Raw genomic sequence first — 21,312 nt, 5'->3', positions numbered from 1 at the left:
GCCTTAATCCATTTTTTATCGCTCATCGTCGTTTCGCGCCGTCTGTTTTCCAGGATGCCGACGCCCGGGCGGGCGTCGGTCACGCACACTGCCTGAAAAGGTATCACAGAAAGGCGTCGTCGCGCAGCGCCTTGCGCCCTATGCCGGGTAGCGGATGTGCTCCACCTCACGCTGCAAAATCACCTTGCCGTGGCGAATGGAGGTCAGCACCCGTGCCTGACGGCGGACGGCCTCGTAGTCGTTTTCCGCATCGAGGATCAGCAGGTTCGCCGGGCGGCCTTCGGCGAGGCCGTAGTTATCGCCCAGACACAGCGCCCGGGCGCTGTTGTCGGTGACGAAGTCGAGGCAGCGCTGCAGATCGTCATAGCCGAGCATATGGCAGATGTGCAGTCCGGCATCCAGAATGCGCAGGATATTGCCGTTCCCCAGCGGGTACCACGGATCCTGAATCGAGTCCTGGGCAAAGCAGACGTTGATGCCGGCGCGATCCAGCTCCGCCACCCGGGTGACGCCGCGCCGTTTCGGCCAGCTGTCAAACCGGCCCTGCAGATGAATGCTTTCGGTCGGGCAGGAGATGAAGTTGATGCCCGAGGCTTTCAGCAGGCGAAACAGCTTTGAGCAGTAGGCGTTATCATAAGAGCCCATCGCGCAGGTGTGGCTGGCGGTGACCTGGGCCCCCATGCCGCGCACCCGCGCCTCTTCCGCCAGTACTTCGAGGAAACGCGACTGCGGATCGTCGATTTCATCGCAGTGGACATCCACCAGGCGGCCGTAACGCTGGGCGAGGTCCATCAAAAACATCACCGAGCTGACCCCTTTGTCGCGGGTGTTCTCATAGTGCGGAATGCCGCCCACCACGTCGGCGCCCATCTCGATGGCGCGCGTCATCAGCTCCCGGCCGTTGGGATACGATTCGATTCCCTCCTGCGGAAAGGCGACAATCTGCAGATCGATGAGATCGGCGGCCTCTTGTTTCACCGCCAGCAGCGCCTTCAGGGCCGACAGCGACGGATCGGTGACATCCACATGGGTGCGGACGTGCTGGACCCCGAAATCGCGCAGCATGCCGATGGTTTTCAGCGCTCGCTGACGGGTGTCCTCCGGGGTAATACTCGCTTTGCGCTGGCTCCAGCGGGTGATGCCTTCAAACAGGGTGCCGCTGCGGTTCCACTCCGGCTCGCCCGCGGTGAGGGTGGCATCAAGATGGATATGCGGCTCGACGAAGGGCGGGATCGCCAGCCGGCCCTGGGCGTCGATATCCCCTGCGTCGGCAGTCTGCATCGCGGCCTGGGCGGTGATGCGGTGAATCATCCCGTCCTGCAGGTCAAGGGTAAACAGCGCCTCCTGGCGGCGCAGGCGAGCGTTAATAATTTTCATGGTGGGTCCTGTAAATGGTTTTGCGATAAACGCCAGATCACCAGCGCGACCGAGGCGTTGAGATGAAACTGAGGGTGGCTGACCGGGTAGCCGGTCAGTTTTTCAATGCGCTGTATGCGCTGATGCAACGTGTTGCGATGGAGACCCAGCCGGTCGGCGGCCCGCACCACGTTGCCGTTCTCCTGCAGCAGCGTCTCGAGGGTCTCCAGCAGCAGCCACGGCGCTTTACGGCCCGGCTCGATCAGGCAGCCGAGGGTGTCGTGCATAAAATCGTTGAGCAGCGCCGGGTCGCTGACCGCGGACAGCAGTTTGATAAACCCCAGCTGCTGATAGTCGCTGATGCGCTGGGTTGGCCGCAGGGTATCGCACAGATCCAGCGCCTGGCGCGCCTGCGACAGCGCCCGCGGGTAACCCTGCAGCTGCCTGACCGGCGCGGAGAGGCCGCAGAGCAGCGATAAACTCTCCTCTCCGTCCGCCAGGGTTTGCAGCCACTGCTGCAGCCATTTTTTCTGCTGAAAGCCTTCCCCCTCCTCATCCGGCAGCAGGAAAAGAAACATATTGCTGCGCTCCAGCAGCGGGAAGGGATTGCCCTGCTGGTTGAGCTGCTGCTGCAGCTGCTGACGTACGCTGCGGTGGGCCTGCAGTAGCCAGGCTTCGGCCTGCTCGGGCGGGAACTGGCGAAACAGGCGGGACAGCCCCTCCAGACGCAGCGCCGCCAGCCGCAGCGGACGGGTAAAATCGAGCTGCTGATGGAGGGCGCGCTGGTGGAGCATCTGCAGGTCCGGATAGTCGCCGGTGACCAGCTGCATCAGAATGTCGCGCTGCGACTGCAGGACGTTTTCGCTGCGGACCAGCGCGGTGCCGATGCGCTCGGTGACAATCACCATCTTCAGCAGGTAGGGCTGCTCGATCAGCGGCATGCCCAGCTCGTCGGCAAGGGCGATCAGCGTGGCGGGAATGGCGTGGATATAGGCCTCGCCGGTGAGGATCACCATCCCGGCGATGCCGCGCTGTTTGCCCTCCATCAGCAACTGGATCAGGTTGGCTTCATCCCGGGGATGGTTGATGCCGGTGATAAACACCAGCTCGCCGCCCATGATCCACTCGGCGATATGTTCATTTTCCGCCACATAGTACCAGCGTACGGCCCGCTGCAGCCCTTGCTTTCCCGCCCGCAGACGCAGGGCGGAGAGTCCCTCAAGGGCCAGCAGTTCGCTGACCGTCAGGCTCATGGCTCCTGCTCCGCGACGGCGGCAGGCTGGCGTTTGCTTAGCAGGGTCAGGACGATATAGACCAGCGCGGAGACGGTGATCCCCACCAGCGGCGCGATCCACGGCGAAAGATAGGCCACCACCGCGCCGGCGGCGTAGGCGCCGAGTCCCAGCCAGTTAAAACGCGGCAGGCGGGCGTTCTGCAGCAGGGGATAGCGCCCGCTGCGGGCGAACCAGTAGTCGGCGAGGATCACCCCGCCGATGGGCGGAATAATACTGCCCAGCAGCACGAGGAAGGGGATCAGCATTTCGTACATCCCGCCAATGGCCAGCACAATGCCCACCCCGGCGGCGGCGAGGGTCAGCGTCCGGCGACGTTCGCTGCGCAGCAGATGGCAGGCGGCGGCGGAGACGTTATAGATGGTGGGGCCCTGGATGGTCAGCAGGTTGAGACAGAGCATGATCACCGCGGCCACCGACAGCCCCTGCAGGATCAGCACTTCAACGATATCGGCCTGTTGATAGACGATAGCGCACCAGGCGCCGGCGACGATCATCAGCCCGTTGCCGATGAGGAAGCTGCCCATGCTGGCGAGAATGGCGGTCCGGCTGGAGTTAGCCAGCCGGGTCCAGTTTGTCGCCTGGGTGGCGCCGCTGGCGAAAGTGCCGAAGACCATGGTGATGGCCGCCGACCAGGTCATGGTGTCGCTCGGCGCAATACGGGTCATCGCCTGCCAGCCGCCGGCGTGGTGCAGCGCCAGATACATGGAGACCATCAGCAGCACAAACATCAATGGCACCGACAGGCGCGACAGCGCGTCCAGCCCCTTGTAGCCCACCAGCGCGGTGACGCAGAACAGAATACCAAACAGCACCATCAACGGCTGGGTCAGCGCCTCGGGCAGAGCGAGGATCTTCACCAACGAGATAGCGACCGTGGCGGTGCCCCAGGCGTACCAGCCCAGCTCGGCAAAGCCAAGAATAAAATCGGCCAGCTTGCTGCCAATCTCCCCGAAGCAGAACCGGCCCATCAGCACCGTATTCAGGCCGCTGCGCGCGGCGATCCAGCCCAGCGACGCGGCATAGAGGGCCAGCAAGGCGTTGCCGATGACGGCTATCCACAGCAGATTGACGATGGAAAAGGAGACGCCGAGTTTACCGCCGGCGAACATCGTGCCGGTGAAAAAGGTAAAGCTGAACAACACCATGGCGATGGAAAATACGCCTTTGCGTCCGGCGGCGGGCGCTTCGACGAGGGGAAAATCATTGCTGTTTGACATCCTGGAACCTCTGGCTGGTAGATGGGCGGTGATAGCCGGAAGTAGCAAGAGATGTGCCAGGAAAAACCGGGCACGGGGAATAGCGCGCGGTGTGCAACATGCACAGTTATTGAAGGATCCCGGAGGGGTAATGCCATTCTACTGTGCATCCTGCCAGGTTTTGCACCAGTCCAGGGCAGAGGAGGGCGGTGAGCGCATCCCTGGCGCCGGAGGAGAATTTTAGCCAGGACGATCCGCCTGTTTTTGGCCAGAGAGTAGTGGAGAATAGTGGTGTACTGAAAACGGTTGGTTAAATCACTGTGAATAAAGGTTATTTAATATGCTTTTATGATATAACCATTTGTCTTGTGTGTGTTTCCTGAAATATTGTCCCCTCCGGTTAGCGGTGTTAGTATCGGATAAATAGCCATTTAGACGGCTAAATAAATCATCGCTAACCTAAGGAACTGCTATGTGGCAAGAAAGACTCGCGCAACTGGTCACCACCTGTCATTGGATCGGCGCGAAAGGCTGGGCGCCGGCGACCGGCGGCAATATGTCGGTGCGTCAGGATGATACCTGGTGCTGGCTAAGCGAGTCGGGCCGCGACAAAGGCAGCCTGACAACCGAGGATTTTCTGCAGGTTGAGATCGCCACCAACCAGGCGCCTTCCGGACGGAAGCCGTCGGCCGAGACCGGTCTGCACACCCTGGTGTATCGCCTGTTCCCGGAAGCCAACGTGGTGCTGCATGTGCATACCGTCAACGCCACCGTGCTGTCGCGCATCGAAAAAAGCGACACGCTGGCGCTGCAAGGGTATGAAATGCAGAAAACCCTTAGCGGGCAGCATAGCCATCTCGATACTGTTCCGATCGCCATCTTCGATAATGACCAGGATATTGACGCCCTGGCGGCGCGGATTGCCGATTATGCGCAAACCCGCCCGCTGCGCTACGGCTTTCTGCTGCGCGGCCACGGCCTGACCTGCTGGGGGAAAGATATTCAGGAGGCCCGCCGTCAACTGGAGGGGCTGGAGTTCCTGTTCGAGTGCGAGCTGATGCGCCGCCGCTACGAGCCCTGAGCCGGAGCAGGTATGGATTTTTATCTTGGTATCGATATTGGCACCTCGCGGGTGAAAGCGGTGCTGTTTGATCAGCATTTCACCGCCTGCGCCAGCGCCGCGGAAAATACCTCACCCCGCCTGTCGGCCAATGGCTACGCGGAACAGGATATGACCCAGCTGTGGCATTCGGTGCTGGCTATTCTGCGCCAGATTGCCCGCCATCCGGCGCTACAGGCGGGGCGGCTGCGGGCTATCGGCCTCGCCGGGCAAGGGGAGGGGGTCTGGCTCAGCGATGATCAGGGCGAACCGGTGGGCCCGGGGATCCTGTGGAGCGATACCCGCAGCCACGAGCTGATGAGCGACCTGCTGCGCCGACCCGGCTTCGACCGCCGCTATTTCGCCGATACCGGCACCCACCTGCAGCCCTGCAATACCAGCCTGCAGCTGTACTGGCTGAAACAGTATCAGCCGGCGCGGCTGGCGGCCGCGCGCTATCTTTTTTTCGCCAAGGACTGGATCCGCTTTCGCCTGACCGGCGTGGCGGCGCTGGAGCTGACGGACGCCAGCAGCTCGTTACTCAATCAGCAGACCGGCAGCTGGTCCTCGGTGGTGATGAACGAGATGGGGCTGAACGAACTGCTGCCGCTGTTTCCCCCGCTGCTGGCCCCGGATGCCCCGGCCGGCACGCTGAGCGACGCGGTGGCGGCGCTGACCGGGCTGCCCGCCGCGACGCCGGTGGCCGCCGGGGCGCTGGATGTCTGTAGCGCCGCGCTGGGCTGCGGCGCGGTCAACGAAGGGGATATCTACACGATCCTCGGCACCACCTGCTGCACCGGGATCGTCTGCCGCGGCCCGCAGACGGTGAACGAGGCGACGCGCTTTGTCACCCATACCGAAGCCGGACAGGTGATCTCCCTGTTTCCGATGCAGGCCGGTACGCCAAACATTGACTGGCTGCAGCAGCATATTTCGCTGGACGCCGATCTGGGGCGCCTGGAGCAGGCGATCGCGGCGGTGGAGCCAGGCAGCGGCGGCGTCTTCTGGCAGCCGTACCTCAATGGCGAACGTGCGCCGTTTTACAGCCCGGACGCGCGGGCCGGCTTTTTCGGCATTAGCCCGCACACCACCCGCGCCGAACTGCAGCGCGCGGTGTTTGAAGGACTGGCCTTCGCCATTGTCGATGCGCTGCAGGGTTATCCGCAGGGCGGCGAGCTGTATCTGACCGGCGGCGGCGCAGCCTCGGCGACCTGGCTGCAGATTATCGCCGACTGTACCGGACGCACGGTGGTCTCCAGCGCCTTTAACGAACTGAGCGCGCGCGGCGCGGCGATCCTGGCGGCCCGTAGCGTCGCGGCGCTGGCCGAGACGCCTCCGCTGGCGCAGACCCGCTATCAGCCGCGCCCTCAGGCGCATGCCCGCTACGCGGCGCTGTATCCCGTTTACCGCCTGCTGCGCGAGCAGATGCTGCCGGTATGGCAGGCCAGAAAGGCCGCCCTTCAACCTCTTTCTCAGGACCTACAACCATGAAAATCGTTTTTACCGCCGAGCATGCTGGCGACCTTAGCGCCTTCCACCAGCTGGGCGAGCTGCTGGTGGAGGGGTGGGCGCTGGGCAAACCGAAACTCAGCGCCGGTCAGCTGATTGAGCTGGCCCACGACGCCGAGGTGCTGGTGACCAGCTATGATGAGGTGACGGACGCGGTAATGGCCGCCTGTCCGCGCCTGCAGGTGATCGCCTGCACCCGCGCGAATCCGGTGAATATTGATACCCAGGCCGCCCAGGCGCGCGGCATCCGGGTGCTCTACACCCCGGGGCGCAATGCCGATGCCGCCGCGGAGCTGACGCTTGGCCTGATGCTCAGCCTGGCGCGCCATATTCCGCAATCTCATGCGGCGCTGAAGCGGGGGGAATTCACGCAGGCTGACAATGCCGCCGCCGCCACCCAGCAGGGTCTGCGGCGGGATGTGGTCTGGGACGTGAGCCCGGAAAGCCCCTATGAAGTGTTTAAAGGCACTGAACTGCGCAATAAAACGCTGGGGCTGGTGGGGTATGGCAACATTGGCCGCCGGGTGGCGCGTATCGCCCGGGCGTTCGGCATGGCGGTGTTGGTGGTGGATCCGTTCGTCGCCGCAGAGGATATCAATGAGCCAGGGTTACAGAAAACGACCCTGGAGGCGCTGTTCCGCGAGGCGGATATCGTCAGCCTGCACCTGAGCAGCGGGCCGCACAGCGACGGGCTGGTGAATGCCGCGCTGTTAAACAGCATGAAGCCCGGCGCGCTGCTGATCAATACCTCTCGCGCGGCGGTGGTCGACGAGGCAGCGCTGATTGATGCCCTGCGCCACGGCCCGCTGGGCGGCGCGGCGCTGGATGTCTATCACCGCGAACCGCTGTGGCGCGATCATCCTTTTGTCATCGAGTTCGATAACGTGATTATCACGCCGCATATCGCCGGAGCCACCCGGGAGAGTATCGCCAAACACACGGCGATGATTGCCGCCGATCTTCAGCGCTATGTCGCCGGGGAGCCGCTGCTGTATCAGTGGCGTTAAGCCGCTTGCGCCGCCGCGTTCTGCAGCGGCGCGGGTCCATCGTCAGGGGCGATGGGCCGCCATAAAAGCCTGGGTCTGTTCCCAGTCCACTACCCCGGCATCCGATCCCATCCCGGTCGCCACCAGCGCGGCCACCGCCGAGGCGACGTCACACGCTGCTTTCACGCTGAGTCCGCGCGCCAGTGCGGCAATAAACCCGCCGCAGTAGCTGTCGCCGCAGCCGGTGGTATCCACCGCCTCGACCGGCCACGGCGCAATATGCTGCGGCCCGCCATCGCGGCCGATAAGCCAGGAGCCGTTCTCGCCGTCTTTCAGAATGCAGGTGCCCACGCCGAGCGCCAGGAAGAAGTGGCCGATGGCCTCCGGCTGCGTCTCTCCGGAGAGAAAGGCGGCTTCCTCCAGCGAAGGCATGAAATAATCCACCGACGGCAACAGGGGCCGCAGTAGTTCGAGGGTCTCTTCATTCGGGGCGATAAGGTCAAAGCTGGTGGTGACTCCGCGCGCTTTGGCCGCCTGCAACAGCCGCGTGCTCTGTCCCTGGTCCATTGCCGCCAGCAGCCCGGTCCCGCCGTGATGTAGGAAACGACAGTCAAGGACGGCGTCAAATTCCGCTTCACTGACAAACAGGGCGTCAGACGCGCCCCGGCAGTGCAGGGCCGGACGTTCGCCGTTGGGGCGAATCGGCAGGATCGTCGCCGAGGTCTCCTTCAGCGCGGTGCGCTGGATAAGCGAGCAGTCGATGCCCAGCCGGGCATAGCTGGCGAGGATAAAGTCGGCCTTTTCATCTTCGCCCAGGCAGGCCACCGCTGCGGTGCGGATCCCGAGCTTCGCGGCGTTGATATTAGCCCCGGCGGCGGTGCCGGCGGGGTTGAGACGAATTTGCTCGATAAAGGCGACGCCGCCGCGCGGCGGGATCGCCACCACCGGGCGCCCGGCGATATCCAGAATAGTCAGGCCGACAAATACGGCGTCAAAGGTTGCCATCGTTCTCCCGTTTAGCGATGCGTTTGGCGCAGGCGCGCCTGCCAGAAGGATAGGGCGAGGGCCACCACCAGAATCACGCCGACCAGCGCGTCCTTCACCAGATAATTGAGCCCCATCAGGTTCAGGCCGTTATCAATAATGGCAAGGAACAGCACGCCGCCGAGGGTGCCGAGGATGCTGACCCGGCCCAGACGGTTAAAGGCAGTGCCGATAAATACTGCCGCAATGGCGTCCATCAGGTAAGACTGCCCGGCCAGCGGGGTAAACTGCCGCAGGTTGGAGGAGAGGATCACCCCGCCGACGGCGCAGAGCGCCGAGGCGGTCACCAGCACGCCGAGCATGGTCAGGCGATCGCGGATCCCGGCGATACGCGCCGCTTCGCTGTTCTGGCCGATGGCGCGGACATATTTGCCCCACAGGGTGCGCTCGGTAACCAGCCAGGCCGCCAGCCACAGCGCCAGCACGATCGCTACCGGCGTGGGGATCCCGCCAAGGTTGCCCACCGCCAGGTCGTGATACTCCGGAGCCATCCGCCGATAGGCTATCGCGCCGCCGCCGTCGGTATAGATGCGCTCGGCGCTGCTGGCGATAAACCAGGTGCCGAGCGTGGCGAGGAAGGGGCGGATCCGGCAGATGAGGATCAGAAAGGCATTGAGCAGGCCAATCAGCACGCCGCCGAGCAGGGCGCAGCCCACCGCGGCCTGCCACGGCAGATGCCAGGTTTTCAGGGCGACGAGGGCGAAGGCGGCGCCGAAATCGAGCGCGACGCCCACCGACAGATCAATCGCCCCGGCGCTGACGATCAGGGTCATCGCCATCGCCACAATCAGCAGGATCGCGCTGCCCTGCAGCAGGTTGGCCCAGTTATCCACGGTTAAAAATACCGGATTCGCCCAGCCAAACAGGGCGATGGCCAGCAGGATGATGACGCCAAATCCGGCCCGCGACAGCCAGGCCAGCGGGCTGCTGGCCGTCTGTTCCGCCGACGCAGAGGTTTTCAGGGTGATTTGACTCATGCCTCGCCTCCTTTGTGTCTGACCGCCGAGGCCGCCAGCACCACCAGGATCAGGCCGCCTTTAATGGCGCCCATCCAGAAGATATTGACCCCCAGCAGGCCGAGCCCGTTAGAGAGGGCGTTGACCAGGATTGCCCCCAGCAGCGCGCCCCAGATGGTGACCACCCGACGGCGCGAGAAGGCGGCGCCGATAAAGGTCGCCAGCACGGTCTCCAGCAGCAGCGGCGTGGCCGTCCCGCTGGAGCTGCCGGAGCCCTGGCTGAGCAGCGGCAGAATAGCCAGCCCGGCGGCAATGCCCGCTAACAGCCAGACCAGCAGGGTCAAGCGGCGCACGTTCAGGCCGCTCATCTGCGCCATATCGCGATTGCCGCCCACCGCCTGCACATGCTGGCCGAAGCGGGAGTGGTGGAGCAGGAACTGGAACAGGATAAACACCCCCAGCAGGTAGACCAGCGGCCAGGGCAGGCCCAGCACGCTGTTGTCGCGAAAGGCGACCATCAGCGGATCGCTGACCGCAATGCGTCGCTGGCCGGTCAACAGATCTGTCAGGCCGGTAAACGCCACCGAGGTCGAGAGGGTGGCCAGCAGCGGCGGCAGGCCGGCCGCCAGCACCAGCAAGCCGTTGATCGCCCCGCACAGCAGGCAAACCGCCGCCAGCAGCGCCAGCAGCAGGAGATACGGCGTGTGCCATTCGGCCAGCCCGAGGCTGAGCAGCGCGACGCCGAGCACCGCCGTCGCCGGCAGGGAGAGGTCGATGCCGCCGGAGACCACGTCATCTCCGCCCACGGCGATAACGCAGACCAGGCCGAAACAAAGGATTGCCAGCGGAACGCTCTGGACCAGCATCAGGCTGATATTTTGCCAGCTGAGAAAGTAGGGCGACTGTACGCTCAGCCATACCAGCAGCGCCAGAAACAGGATCAGGGGAAATTTTTCAATCAGCGTCGCCAGGCCCGGACGGCCGCGACGCTGGATAGCAGTACTCATGGTGAAGGCTCCTGTCCGCCGTTGATAGCCACCAGCAGGGCGTCCAGCGTTAGCCCGCGGGTGGGCAGATTGGCCGCCAGAGCGCCGCGCCAGAGGACCAGGATCCGGTCGCATAGTCCGAGCAGTTCGGGGGCGTCGCTGGAGGAGACCAGCACCGCCCGTCCTTTATCGGCCAGCTGGCGCGTCCGTTGATAAATATCCCGGCGGGCGCCGATATCGACCCCCAGGGTGGGTTCATCGAGAATAAACAGCCGGGCATCGGTCCCCAGCCAGCGGGCGAGGATCGCTTTTTGCTGGTTGCCGCCGCTCATGTAGCGTACCGGCAGCCCCGGGCGTCCCGGGCGGATTGCCAGCTGTTCTATCCAGTCGCGCGCTTTCTGCTCGGCGATACCCCGCCGCTCCCAGCCAAAGGTGGCGGTCTCCGGCAGTGAGGCGAGATTAATATTGTCGGCGGTGGTGAAGGGCAGGATCAGCCCCTGATGGCGGCGGTCGCGTGGCACCAGCGCCATGCCGGCGCGGATCGCCTGCTTTGGCGTACGAATGCGCCGCGGCCGGCCCTCGAGGTGGATGGTGCCGCGTTCCGCCGGGCGTAAGCCGTAGAGTAGGTCGACCAGCACATCGCGTCCGGCGCCCAGCAGGCCGGCGACGCCGACGATTTCGCCCGGCTGAATATCAAAAGAGAGATCCTGCAACTGCCGCCCGTCGCTCAGCTGGCGCACCGAGAGCAGCGGGGTCGCCCCATTGTCTGCCGCCGGGCGCTGGCGCGGAGTATACAGCTGGTCGATTTCCCGGCCGACCATCATGGCGATCAGCGCTTCGGTATTCTGCAGCAGGTCGCGGTCCGGGTAGCCGACCACTTCCCCGTTGCGCAGCACGGTGCCGCGGTCGCAGAGGGTGGCTATCTCATTGAGGTAGTGGGAAATATACAGAATGGCAATGCCCTGGTCGCGCAGGCGCAGGATAGCGGAGGAGACCAGACTGGCCTCCTGCGCCTCCAGGGGGGCGGTGGGTTCGTCGAACACCACCAGCCGCGCTGCGCCGTCGATCAGCGCGCGGGCAATCTGCACCAGCTTGCGCTCGGCCAGGCTCAGGTCGCGCACCAACCGTTCGGGGTCGATCGCCAGCTGCCAGTTTTGCTGGAAAAATTGCCCCGTGGCGGCCTTCATCCGTCGGCGATCCAGCGCCCCCCAGCGGGTGCGATACTCCTGGCCCAGAAACACCGATTCCGCGACGGTAAAGTGCGGGATCAGGTTCAACTCCTGGTGGATAACGCGGATGCCGGCGGCTTCGATGGCTGCCGGATTGCCGAGGGGCAGCGGGTGACCGTCGAGGGTGGCGCTGCCGCTGTCGGCCTGATAGACACCGGCGAGGATCTTGATCAGCGTCGATTTACCGGCGCCGTTCTCGCCAATCAGGCCATGAATCTCCCCCGGATTGAGGCGCAGGGTAACCGCATTAAGCGCGGTGACGCTGGCAAAACGTTTACCGATCTGCTCCATGACCAGACCAGCGGCGGGGCGTTCCCCGCCAGGATGTTGATTAATCACTGCAGCTCGCCGTATCCCAACTGTTTATACACCGCTTTCGCTTCCTGCGGACCTTTCACCGGAACCACCGGAATAAAGGTTTGCACCGGTAGTTTCTGGCCGGCAAAGTAGCGGGCCACGTTGTCAGCCGAGGTCTGGCCGATCAGATGCGGCTGCTGCGCGACGTTAGCCACGAACGGGCTGCCGGGCTCCGCCATGATCTCCAGGGTCTCCGGACCGGCGTCGATGGCCGTCACTTTCACGTCTTTATCGCGACCGGTCTCTTCCAGCGCCTGGACGATGCCGATGGCCGGTTGATCCCAGCAGGCGACATGGATGGCGTCCAGTTTACCTTTCGGATACTGGCTGAGTAATTCGAGGGTTTTCTTGCGCGCGTCTTCCGGCGAGTTGGCGAACTGTTCCGCGAGCTCGGGCTGGATAATATGAATATCCGGATAATCCTTAAGGACATATTTCCACTGATCGTAGCGAATTCCGCAAATACGCAGCGCGCTGGAGAAGGCGTTAAATACGGCGACGTTGCCTTTGCCGCCTAATTCATCCGCCATGTAGCGGCCGATGGTTGAGCCTAAGGTGTAGTTATCGGAAGTAGTATTGTTGACCGAATATTGAGAAACATGATCTACGGTAAATACCGGGATACCGGCATCACGCAATGCTTTAAATTTTGGTTCGACGGCGCTATCGCCGAGAATACTAATTACCGCGTCCACCTTGCGTGACAGTAAAATATCGTGGTTATTGGCATGCACCTGATTATCGCGGCCGCCATCGACGCCAATGACTTTGCCCCCCAGCTTCTCCACCTCCTCTGTCGCGCCTTTAAAGGCCTCGCGATCCCAGAAATGCTGAGTGCCGACCACGGCAACGCCAATGGTTTTTCCCTGTAAGGAGAGGGCGTCTGCGGCAGCGACGCTCAGCGAGGCAAGGGAAAGCAGTCCCAGCGCGGCAGGCAATAATTTTCTTTTCTGCGACATTGTTATTATGATCCTGTGATGAAGGTGGTTGCGGACCGGTAGCATGACAAGAAGCACCTCGCCACCTCAAATACAAAATAAGTCTAAGTTATGCCAGGAATGTTATATCGCAGAAACGTCAGAGAAAAAGTTTATTTTGTCATGAGGAACCTGAAAATATTTCATGATGGCGGATAGACCTTTTTATTTTGTGGTTTTATTTTTGACTTATTCCGTGTTTATTTAGCGGATAAAGACAATTTTCTTAATATTGTGAGTGCATGGGAAATACGGCGTCTACAGAGAAAAAAAGAAGATTGCGCGGGCTAAAGCTTTTTTTAGCAGAGCAATGTCTGGCCGGGTAAGGATTATTACCCTATTTCCCCGCTTTATTGTAATGAACCTTAAGCTGAGAAGAACGCGGGCGCTATGAAGAAACAGCATAATTATACGGTGATGCACTGGGGAACCTGGCAGGTGGAGAGCAGTGAGGGCGAGATCGTGGCGGTTAAGCCGGTGCCCTGGGATAAAAATCCCTCACGCATCGGCCAGTCGCTTCCCGACGCGGTGACCAGCCAAACGCGCATTCGCCGTCCGGCGGTGCGCGCCGGCTATCTCCAGCACGGGCCGGCGTCACGAGAAGGGCGAGGTAAAGAGCCCTTTGTCGAAGTCAGCTGGGAGGTGGCCCTGGACCTGCTGGCGCGCGAGCTGCGCTCGGTCAAGGCGCGCTGCGGCAATGAGGCGATCTACGGCGGCTCCTACGGCTGGGCCAGCGCTGGACGCTTTCACCATGCGCAGAGCCAGCTGCACCGGTTTCTCAAGGGCTTTGGCGGGTACACCGCCAGCACCAATACCTATAGCAGCGCCGCGGGCGAGCGTATTCTGCCGCATATTCTCGGGCCGCTGAGCCCGCTGCACCGGCAGCATACCCATTTTTCCGAGCTGGCCCGGGAGTGTCAGCTGTTTGTCGCCATTGGTGGTCTGCCGCTGCGCAATGCCCAGGTCAACGGCGGCGGCGCCAATGACCATATGCTCCAGTACTGGCTGGATAAGATGCAGGCCAACGGCACGCGGTTTATCAATATCAGTCCGGTGCGCAATGACCTCAGCGCGGTGCCCGACGCCGAGTGGCTGGCCATTCGGCCGGGCACCGATACCGCACTGCTGCTGGCCCTGAGCTATGTGCTGATCGCTGAGTCTCTCTACGACCAGGCGTTTGTTGCCAGCCATACCGTCGGGTTTGCCCCCTATCGCGCTTATCTGTTGGGCGAGCACGATGGCGTGGCGAAAACCCCAGCGTGGGCGGCGGCGATTACCGGCCTGGACGCCCAGCGCATCGCCGATCTGGCGCGGGAGATGGCCCGCCACCGGACGATGGTGAATATCTCCTGGTCTATCCAGCGCGCCCGTCAAGGGGAGCAGGCCTACTGGGCGACGGTGGCCCTGACTGCGCTGCTGGGACAGCTCGGCACCCCGGGCGGCGGCCTCGGGTTTGGCTACGCCTGCACCAACCTGGCGGGCGCGGTGCGAAAAGCGTTTTCCGGCCCACGCTTACCCGCCGGAGAGAATGCGGTGGACAGCGTTATCCCGGTGGCGCGGCTGTCCGATATGCTGCTGCACCCGGGAGAAACCTATGAGTTCGACGGTCAGCAGCGGCGCTATCCCGATATCCGTTTAGTCTACTGGGCGGGAGGCAATGCGTTTCATCATCATCAGGACATCAACCGACTGTGCGAGGCCTGGCGCCGCCCGGAGACGGTGGTGGTGCATGAGCAATACTGGACCGCGCAGGCCAAATTCTCCGATATCGTTCTGCCGGCCACCACCTCGCTGGAGCGAGAGGATATCGGCAGCGGCGGTCACGACGGGTATATGATCGCCATGAGCGCGCAGATCCCGCCGGTGGGCGAAGCGCGTGACGATTACGCCATTTTCTGCGATCTGGCCGGGCGGCTGGGCTTCGGGGAAGCGTTCAGCGAAGGGCGGGACGCCGGGCAGTGGCTGCGTCATCTCTATGAGGAGTCAAGACCGCGGGCGCAGGAGGAGGGTATTGCGCTGCCCTCGTTCGATGACTTCTGGCAGCAAGGGGTGCTGGAGTACAGCGCGCCGAAGCGGCCGCAAATTTTTCTCGCCGATTTTCGCGCCGATCCGCAGCGCTATCCGCTCTCCACCCCCTCCGGCAAAATTGAACTCTTTTCCGCCACCGTCGCCGGGTTTGGCTATCGCGAATGCCCTGGCCATCCGTGGTGGGATGAACAGGAGGCCGCCCGCCAGCGGCAGGAGGCGGCGCGCTGGCCGCTTCATCTGCTCTCCAGCCAGCCGCGCGCCCGCCTGCACAGTCAGTACGACCACGGCAGCGTCAGCCTGGCGACGAAAATTCAGGGACGCGAGCCGCTGTGGATGCATCCGAGCGATGCGCAGGCAAGGGATATCCGCGAAGGCAGCGTGGTGAAAGTCTATAACGACCGCGGGGCGATTCTGGCGGGCGTGCACCTGAGCGAGCAGATTTTGCCCGGCGTGGTACAGATGTCCACCGGCGCCTGGTATGACCCGCTGGATCCGAAGGAAGAACGGTCGCTCGATAAGCACGGTAATCCCAACGTATTAACCGAGGATCGCGGCAGTTCGCGCCTGGGACAGGGCTGTAGCGCCCAGAGCTGCTGGGTGGAGATCGCCCCGTGGCGAGAGGAGCTGCCACCGATCACCGCCTTTGATCCGCCGAAGTTTATTGAAGTTTAGGCGTTGGCGCTCGCCGGCGGCGGGGCGGGTAGCCCGGAGAAGGCGCGGTATGCGCCGCCTCCGGCAAAGCCCGCCCCTGGCGGTTTAAGACTGACGACAGTTTGACGTTACGCCAGCCGCGGGTAGGCGCTGGCGATATCGTCGCCGGTAAACTGGGCGATCCAGCCTTCCGGGTTATCAAAAATGCGAATGGCGGTGAAGTTCGGTTCTGAACCCATATCAAACCAGTGCGGAGTGTGGGCGGGAACCGAAATCAGATCGTTCTTTTCGCACAGCACCTGGAACACCTCGTCGCCAATGTGCAGGCAAAACAGGCCAGCGCCCTCGACAAAAAACCGCACCTCGTCTTCGCCATGGGTGTGCTCGTTCAGGAACTTTTCCCGCAGCGCCTCTTTTTGCGGGTTATCGGCGCGCAGGCTGATGACGTCCCAGCTCTGGTAGCCCTTTTCGGCGACCAGTTTATCAATCGCATGCTGATAGGCGGCAATCACCGTTTCTGGGCTGGGATTTGCGCCGAGGTCGCGGTCGGCCTGCCAGCGCTCGAAGCGGACGCCTTTGGCGTTAAGTTGATCCTGAATCGCTTTGGCGTCGGTGCTGTGCCAGACCGGCGTTTGCGGATCGGTCACGGAAAAAAGAGTTAATGCGCTCATGCTGGGATCTGCTCCGGATGAATGTCGTCAAAACGCTGAACCTGAGGATGGTGGCTCGCCGGGTCGCGGTCGCCGCGAACCAGCTGCACAGTGCGCAAACCCGCGGCCTCGGCGGCATCAAGTTCCTGATGGATATCCGACAGGAACAGGATGGTGCCAGGGGCATGGCCCAGGTGTTCAGCAATGTTACGGTAGGACTGCACCTCGCGTTTGGCGCCTACCAGGGTATCGAAATAGCCCGTGAACAGATGAGTAATATCACCTTCATCGCTGTAGCCAAATAACAATTTCTGCGCAGCCACCGAGCCTGAGGAATATACATACAGATCAATACCCTGCGCTTTCCATTGCTCCAGCGCCGGCAGTACGTCCGGGTAGAGATGGCCGGTAAAGTCGCCGTTGAGATAGCCGTCACGCCAGATGATCCCCTGCAGCGCCTTCAGCGCCGTGGATTTACGGTCTTCATCCATAAAGGCGAAGAGGGTAGTGATAAGGTCGGCGGTGCTGGCGGCGGGGGCGTCTGTTTCGCGGCGCAGGTTGTCGAGAATGGTTTTGACCGGTTCAGCGTGCTGCTGAGCGGTCACAAAGCCGGCCAGTCGTTCGCGGGCGTAGGGGAACAGCACGTTATGCACAAAGCGGATATCGCTGGTGGTGCCTTCTATGTCGGTCACGATGGCGCGGATCATGGTTTCTCCAGAGTGGGCGTAGCGTGGAATAACATTAGCATTTAGACGTCTAAGCGTCTTGATTGCCAAATATTAACATCGTGTTATAGTGGCTTCAACAACAGCATTACAATCGGTATAAAAAGAATGAACAATAACCCCTTGATTCCAGAGAGTAAACTTCCTGCGCTCGGCACCACGATTTTTACCCAGATGAGCGCCCTGGCCCAGCAGCATCAGGCCATAAACCTGTCCCAGGGCTTTCCCGATTTTGACGGCCCGCGCTATCTTCAGGAGCGTCTGGCGTACCACGTGGCGCAGGGGGCGAATCAGTACGCCCCGATGACCGGCGTGCCGGCGCTGCGCGAGGCGATCGCCGGGAAGACGGCGGAGCTGTATGGTTACCAGCCCGACGTTAACAGCGAGATCACGGTCACCGCCGGCGCGACGGAGGCCCTGTATGCGGCGATCACCGCCCTGGTGCGCCGCGGCGACGAGGTGATCTGTTTCGATCCCAGCTATGACAGCTACGCCCCTGCGGTGGCGCTGGCCGGCGGCGAGTTACGTCGTATTGCGCTGCAGCCGCCGCATTTTCGCGTCGACTGGTGGCAATTTGCCGCCGCCCTGAGCGAGAAAACCCGGCTGGTGATCCTCAACACCCCGCACAACCCTTCGGCCACCGTCTGGCAGCGCGAGGATTTTGCCGCCCTGTGGCAGGCGATCGCCGAACGCGAGATCTATGTCCTGAGCGATGAAGTCTATGAGCATATCTGCTTTGCTGAGGGCGGCCACGCCAGCGTACTGGCGCATCCGCAGCTGCGCGAGCGGGCGGTGGCGGTCTCTTCGTTTGGCAAAACCTTTCATATGACCGGCTGGAAGGTCGGCTACTGCGTGGCCCCGGCGGCCATCAGCGCCGAACTGCGCAAGGTGCACCAGTATCTGACCTTCTCGGTGAATACCCCGGCGCAGCTGGCGATCGCCGACATGCTGCGCGAAGCGCCGGAGCATTATCGTGAGCTGCCGGCGTTTTATCGGGAACGTCGCGATCTGTTTATTGAAGCGCTGCGCCCAAGCCGGCTGGAAATCCTGCCCTGTGAAGGGACCTATTTCCTGCTGGCGGACTACAGCGCCATCTCCGATCTTGACGATGTCAGCTTCTGCCGCTGGTTGACCACTGAGATCGGCGTGGCGGCGATCCCGCTCTCCGTCTTCTGCGCCGATCCGTTCCCGCACAAGCTGATCCGCTTGTGCTTCGCCAAACAGCCGGCGACTCTGCTGGCTGCGGCGGCGCGTTTGTGCCAGCTGTAGTTACTTAATCGTCCACGCCTGGGAGAACTGGCGGCCGGCGAACATTTCTGTCAGGCCGCTAATTTGCTTCAGACGCAGCACTTCATCGGCATCCATCCCCAGCTCTTTGCCGATTTTCTGCGGCGTCCAGCCGAGCTGGGTCAGCTCGCGGACGATCTCTGACATGGCGTGGATTTGGTGGCGACCGCGCGCCCGGTTATGGCGTATGGTCGCTGCCATCAGCCCGTCACGCGAGGCAGCTTCACTCGTCAGGCAGGTCACCGGCAAATAGCCTTTCAGCGTTTTTTTCAGCGCGGCTTTGCTGCAGGCCAGCTCATGGCGGTGAAAACCATCGACAATCGTATACGCCTGTGGGCCTTGCTGGATGACGACGACCGGCTGGGTAAAGCCGTCGGCCTCCAGCGACGTTTGCAGCAGACGCTTCTCCGGCGGCGCCACGTTATTCGGGTTGTAGTCGTTGGGGGCGACCAGCTCCTGTTTGACCCACAGCACGCAGTCGACGGGCTGCGAGCGGAAGGGGCTGTAGTGGTGGAGCACCTGGCGAAACGCGTTGATAGCCTCAATGCGCGCCTCGTCATCCAGCTTTTGCAGGTAAGCTTCCAGCGCCTGCGTCAGTTGTTGTTGCATAATATCCCCCATTGTTGGCGATGTTTTTCCATGCGTTTACGGTAGCGCTGATAGTGGCTGCTTTTGGTTGGGCTAAACGAAAGCTGACGGCACCAGTAATCGTTATTGAGCAGTACTTTGCAGACTCGCCGCCAGGATGGGATATCTTTGGTGCCAATGTCCGCAGGTTGGGTATCCGGAATATCCTCCATACCTTTTTTCTGGTACCAGCGCAGGTAGACGGCGATTTTATTGCGGTAGTGCTCGGCGGTGGTTTCCGGCATGCTGTCGAGCAGGAACAGGGCGTAGCTTTTCCACGTCAGGTGGTCGGGCTTGTCGATTTTCCGATGACCGTAGAACTGATTATCATGCCCGGCATAGACCCCGCCGCTGTGCGCGCCGCTCACTCGCTGGCACATCGCGGCCCAGCGCTCAGGTTCCAGCACGTGATACAGCCACAGCCCCTGGCGCTGCTCGGGACCAAACGGTTCGCAAATGCGCATATAGCGCAGCGGCACCCCGGCCTGATACATCAGATCGTACAACGGGTTATAGGGCTCGCCGCTTTTGGCAAACCAGGTCCAGATATCGGCGGTTTTCCAGTCATAGAGCGGGTAGATGTACCAGGCATGGCCGCCCGGCGCTGAAGTGGTCCATGGTTTATCGTCGGCGAAGCGCTGTTTACGCTGTGAAGAAATCGTCATAAAGCGATTTAGCGATTCGTCGGCGCGAATGCCCACCAGCACGGCGGCGGGACGACGCTGCGAAAACCACTCGGCGAAGTGGCTGACGAAGGCTTCAAAGCTCATTCCGGGTTGATAAAATGAAAAATAGCCCGGGTGGGTAATGGCCCAGGGCGGCGGCTGGCGTACCCACTCGGTTCCGGGCTCCCAGCATTGCCATTGCGGCTTATACTGCGTCAGGGCATTTTGGGTGGTGAGCGGCAGGGCGACCCAGTAAAAGGTTTCGATGACATCCGCATACAGCGCACGCAGTTTTTCACAGTGGGCGATGGTGCAGGAGAACTGCGCTTCCCAGTCAATAAACAACACGCAGATTTTTTTCCCCTGTAACCGCGCCGCCTGGGCGGTTAAATGCAGCATAACGGTGGAGTCTTTTCCCCCGGAAAAAGAGACACAGATGCGCGAAAAATTATCCATGACCCACTGGATCCGCTGCTCAGTTGCCTGCAGCACCGATTCCGGTAAGGGATATTTAATAAACGACATGACCATTAATCCTTTAATAGTAGAAAATTCCCGTTAGCTCAGTATAAACGATGAGGGGTAGGAAATTAATGGTCGATTATTGTTTCTGGCAGCGGGGGAACAGAAGGGCGTTATTCGCTGTGATTAAATTTGGGCCGTGATGCCTCTCGATCATTCATTAATATGGTGATTAATTCAGTTAAAAAATGATTTTGCGAAGATGCATGGTGGTAATTAATGTAGATCGTGATATCCGGAAAAAGATTATCTATGTTGATGGCGTGAAGCTGCATAGTGGGTGAGATAAAGTCATATAAATAGGAAGGCAAAAAGCCAATTAAGTCGGTTTTATTAATCATGTTAAGAATGGTCATAAAAGAGTCGCTGCGAAAGGCAATATTGCGCGGATTCAGCCAGGCGATGCTGCTTTGCTGCACGCGCTGAATAACGGGATCGTTGGTAATATAGTGAGTGAAAAACTCCTGCGCCAGTGACTCTACCGAGGTAAGCGTTTCGCGTCGCGGATGGCCCGCCCGGCAAACCGCCAGCGTCTGCACCGTCTGATAGGGCTGACAGATCGTGGCGCGGTTGGTAATGGGCATGCGGGTGAACACCAGGTCCGCCTGGCGATACGCCAGCAGCTCCTCAGCCGATTCGGTGGTGGTCAGGTTATGGTGCTCAATTTGCAAGTTCGCCTGATGACAGAGCTGGTTAATCATAACGTGGCTATTGACTGAACAGAACAGCGGGGGGCCATATATCACAATACGTTTACGCAGTTCTGAGCGATTATTTAGATTGATGGTTTTTTCCAGCTGCTCCAGATTTTGCTGTAGATGATAATGAAGATTGACGCAGGCGGTGGTGGGCGTCATTCCTTTGCCAACACGAACAAATAGCGGATCGTTTAACTGCTGGCGCAGACGCTGCAACGACTGACTCACCGCTGAGGGGGTGATAAATAACATCGCCGCCGCTTTGCTGATGCTCAAATGTTGATAGATACATTCGAAAATAACCAATAAATTCAAATCGAACTTTTTCAGATCGTAAAGATTTGCCATTAATGCAGTCCTGTTTATTACCGGTGCGGATTATGATATTCTTAATGATAATGTTTTGTAGCTTAATATTTGCGGTGTGAATTTAATTATTGGCAAATACAGTTAAGTTCTGCTTAATATA

18 protein-coding genes are annotated in these 21,312 nt (G+C 61.1%); 5 read left to right on the top strand and 13 right to left on the bottom strand.

Annotated elements, in window-relative coordinates; translation table 11 throughout:
* Positions 1-138: 138 nt before the first annotated feature.
* Genes codA through codB form a run of 3 tightly spaced genes read right to left on the bottom strand, consistent with a single transcriptional unit; the run spans position 139 to position 3,868 of the window.
* Positions 139-1,377 (bottom strand): cytosine deaminase, encoded by a 1,239-nt coding sequence (codA, locus tag OHJ17_RS18260; RefSeq protein WP_020803768.1) that lies wholly within the window; start codon positions 1,375-1,377, stop codon positions 139-141.
* A complete protein-coding gene (locus tag OHJ17_RS18255) occupies positions 1,374-2,609 on the bottom strand; it encodes a PucR family transcriptional regulator (protein WP_009485211.1) in 1,236 nt (411 codons plus the stop codon). The genes codA and OHJ17_RS18255 overlap by 4 nt, the downstream gene beginning before the upstream one ends.
* The gene (gene codB / locus OHJ17_RS18250; RefSeq protein ID WP_023283417.1) at positions 2,606-3,868 is read right to left on the bottom strand and encodes a cytosine permease; all 1,263 of its coding nucleotides are present in this window, start codon (positions 3,866-3,868) and stop codon (positions 2,606-2,608) included. Before codB ends, OHJ17_RS18255 begins: the two co-directional genes overlap by 4 nt.
* 451 nt (positions 3,869-4,319) lie before the next feature.
* On the opposite strand from codB, the gene OHJ17_RS18245 reads away from it, so the two are divergent.
* The 3 genes from OHJ17_RS18245 to OHJ17_RS18235 are packed head-to-tail and all read left to right on the top strand — an operon-like array spanning position 4,320 to position 7,462.
* On the top strand, positions 4,320-4,928 hold the full coding sequence (locus OHJ17_RS18245) for a methylthioribulose 1-phosphate dehydratase (protein WP_002894164.1): 609 nt from the start codon (positions 4,320-4,322) through the stop codon (positions 4,926-4,928).
* Between the two features lie 12 nt (positions 4,929-4,940).
* Positions 4,941-6,437 (top strand): FGGY-family carbohydrate kinase, encoded by a 1,497-nt coding sequence (locus OHJ17_RS18240; protein WP_032432784.1) that lies wholly within the window; start codon positions 4,941-4,943, stop codon positions 6,435-6,437.
* Positions 6,434-7,462 carry a 2-hydroxyacid dehydrogenase gene (locus OHJ17_RS18235; RefSeq protein ID WP_004191366.1) on the top strand — a complete coding sequence of 343 codons (1,029 nt, stop codon included), beginning with the start codon at positions 6,434-6,436 and terminating at the stop codon, positions 7,460-7,462. Before OHJ17_RS18240 ends, OHJ17_RS18235 begins: the two co-directional genes overlap by 4 nt.
* A 42-nt stretch (positions 7,463-7,504) precedes the next feature.
* Here the strand turns inward: OHJ17_RS18235 and OHJ17_RS18230 are convergent, their stop codons facing one another.
* The 5 genes from OHJ17_RS18230 to OHJ17_RS18210 are packed head-to-tail and all read right to left on the bottom strand — an operon-like array spanning position 7,505 to position 12,972.
* Positions 7,505-8,446 (bottom strand): carbohydrate kinase family protein, encoded by a 942-nt coding sequence (locus OHJ17_RS18230; protein ID WP_032432786.1) that lies wholly within the window; start codon positions 8,444-8,446, stop codon positions 7,505-7,507.
* Positions 8,447-8,457: 11 nt separating this feature from the next.
* A complete protein-coding gene (locus OHJ17_RS18225) occupies positions 8,458-9,462 on the bottom strand; it encodes an ABC transporter permease (protein WP_032432787.1) in 1,005 nt (334 codons plus the stop codon).
* Positions 9,459-10,448: an ABC transporter permease gene (locus tag OHJ17_RS18220; protein ID WP_004147555.1), complete on the bottom strand. Its 990-nt coding sequence runs from the start codon at positions 10,446-10,448 to the stop codon at positions 9,459-9,461. The genes OHJ17_RS18225 and OHJ17_RS18220 overlap by 4 nt, the downstream gene beginning before the upstream one ends.
* A complete protein-coding gene (locus tag OHJ17_RS18215; RefSeq protein ID WP_072196909.1) occupies positions 10,445-11,947 on the bottom strand; it encodes a sugar ABC transporter ATP-binding protein in 1,503 nt (500 codons plus the stop codon). Before OHJ17_RS18215 ends, OHJ17_RS18220 begins: the two co-directional genes overlap by 4 nt.
* Before the next feature lie 44 nt (positions 11,948-11,991).
* Complete coding sequence (locus tag OHJ17_RS18210) at positions 11,992-12,972, bottom strand: sugar ABC transporter substrate-binding protein (protein WP_002894353.1); 981 nt, start codon at positions 12,970-12,972, stop codon at positions 11,992-11,994.
* Positions 12,973-13,380: 408 nt separating this feature from the next.
* Between OHJ17_RS18210 and OHJ17_RS18205 the strand changes: the two genes are divergently transcribed.
* Positions 13,381-15,690, top strand: coding sequence for a molybdopterin-dependent oxidoreductase (locus tag OHJ17_RS18205; RefSeq protein WP_032432793.1), 2,310 nt, complete (start codon positions 13,381-13,383; stop codon positions 15,688-15,690).
* A gap of 107 nt (positions 15,691-15,797) precedes the next feature.
* On the opposite strand, the gene OHJ17_RS18200 is transcribed toward OHJ17_RS18205, so the two are convergent.
* Both OHJ17_RS18200 and mtnC read right to left on the bottom strand, forming a co-directional pair.
* Positions 15,798-16,340, bottom strand: coding sequence for a 1,2-dihydroxy-3-keto-5-methylthiopentene dioxygenase (locus OHJ17_RS18200; RefSeq protein ID WP_002894357.1), 543 nt, complete (start codon positions 16,338-16,340; stop codon positions 15,798-15,800).
* Positions 16,337-17,026 carry an acireductone synthase gene (mtnC, locus tag OHJ17_RS18195; RefSeq protein WP_004179015.1) on the bottom strand — a complete coding sequence of 230 codons (690 nt, stop codon included), beginning with the start codon at positions 17,024-17,026 and terminating at the stop codon, positions 16,337-16,339. The genes OHJ17_RS18200 and mtnC overlap by 4 nt, the downstream gene beginning before the upstream one ends.
* A 141-nt stretch (positions 17,027-17,167) precedes the next feature.
* On the opposite strand from mtnC, the gene OHJ17_RS18190 reads away from it, so the two are divergent.
* Complete coding sequence (locus tag OHJ17_RS18190; protein WP_072198077.1) at positions 17,168-18,313, top strand: pyridoxal phosphate-dependent aminotransferase; 1,146 nt, start codon at positions 17,168-17,170, stop codon at positions 18,311-18,313.
* On the opposite strand, the gene OHJ17_RS18185 is transcribed toward OHJ17_RS18190, so the two are convergent.
* From OHJ17_RS18185 to citR, 3 genes are all read right to left on the bottom strand, one after another.
* Positions 18,314-18,940 (bottom strand): IbrB-like domain-containing protein, encoded by a 627-nt coding sequence (locus OHJ17_RS18185; RefSeq protein ID WP_032432796.1) that lies wholly within the window; start codon positions 18,938-18,940, stop codon positions 18,314-18,316.
* Positions 18,925-20,148 carry a phosphoadenosine phosphosulfate reductase gene (locus tag OHJ17_RS18180; protein WP_002894369.1) on the bottom strand — a complete coding sequence of 408 codons (1,224 nt, stop codon included), beginning with the start codon at positions 20,146-20,148 and terminating at the stop codon, positions 18,925-18,927. Before OHJ17_RS18180 ends, OHJ17_RS18185 begins: the two co-directional genes overlap by 16 nt.
* A gap of 110 nt (positions 20,149-20,258) precedes the next feature.
* Complete coding sequence (citR, locus tag OHJ17_RS18175; protein ID WP_002894372.1) at positions 20,259-21,191, bottom strand: DNA-binding transcriptional repressor CitR; 933 nt, start codon at positions 21,189-21,191, stop codon at positions 20,259-20,261.
* Between the last annotated feature and the right edge of the window lie 121 nt (positions 21,192-21,312).

Origin of the sequence: Klebsiella sp. KP20-425-1 (assembly GCF_025813515.1) — a bacterium.
GTDB classification, from domain to species: Bacteria; Pseudomonadota; Gammaproteobacteria; order Enterobacterales; family Enterobacteriaceae; genus Klebsiella; species Klebsiella pneumoniae.
The sequence above is the reverse complement of the archived record's forward strand: the minus strand, read 5'-3'. Positions and strand labels throughout refer to the sequence as shown.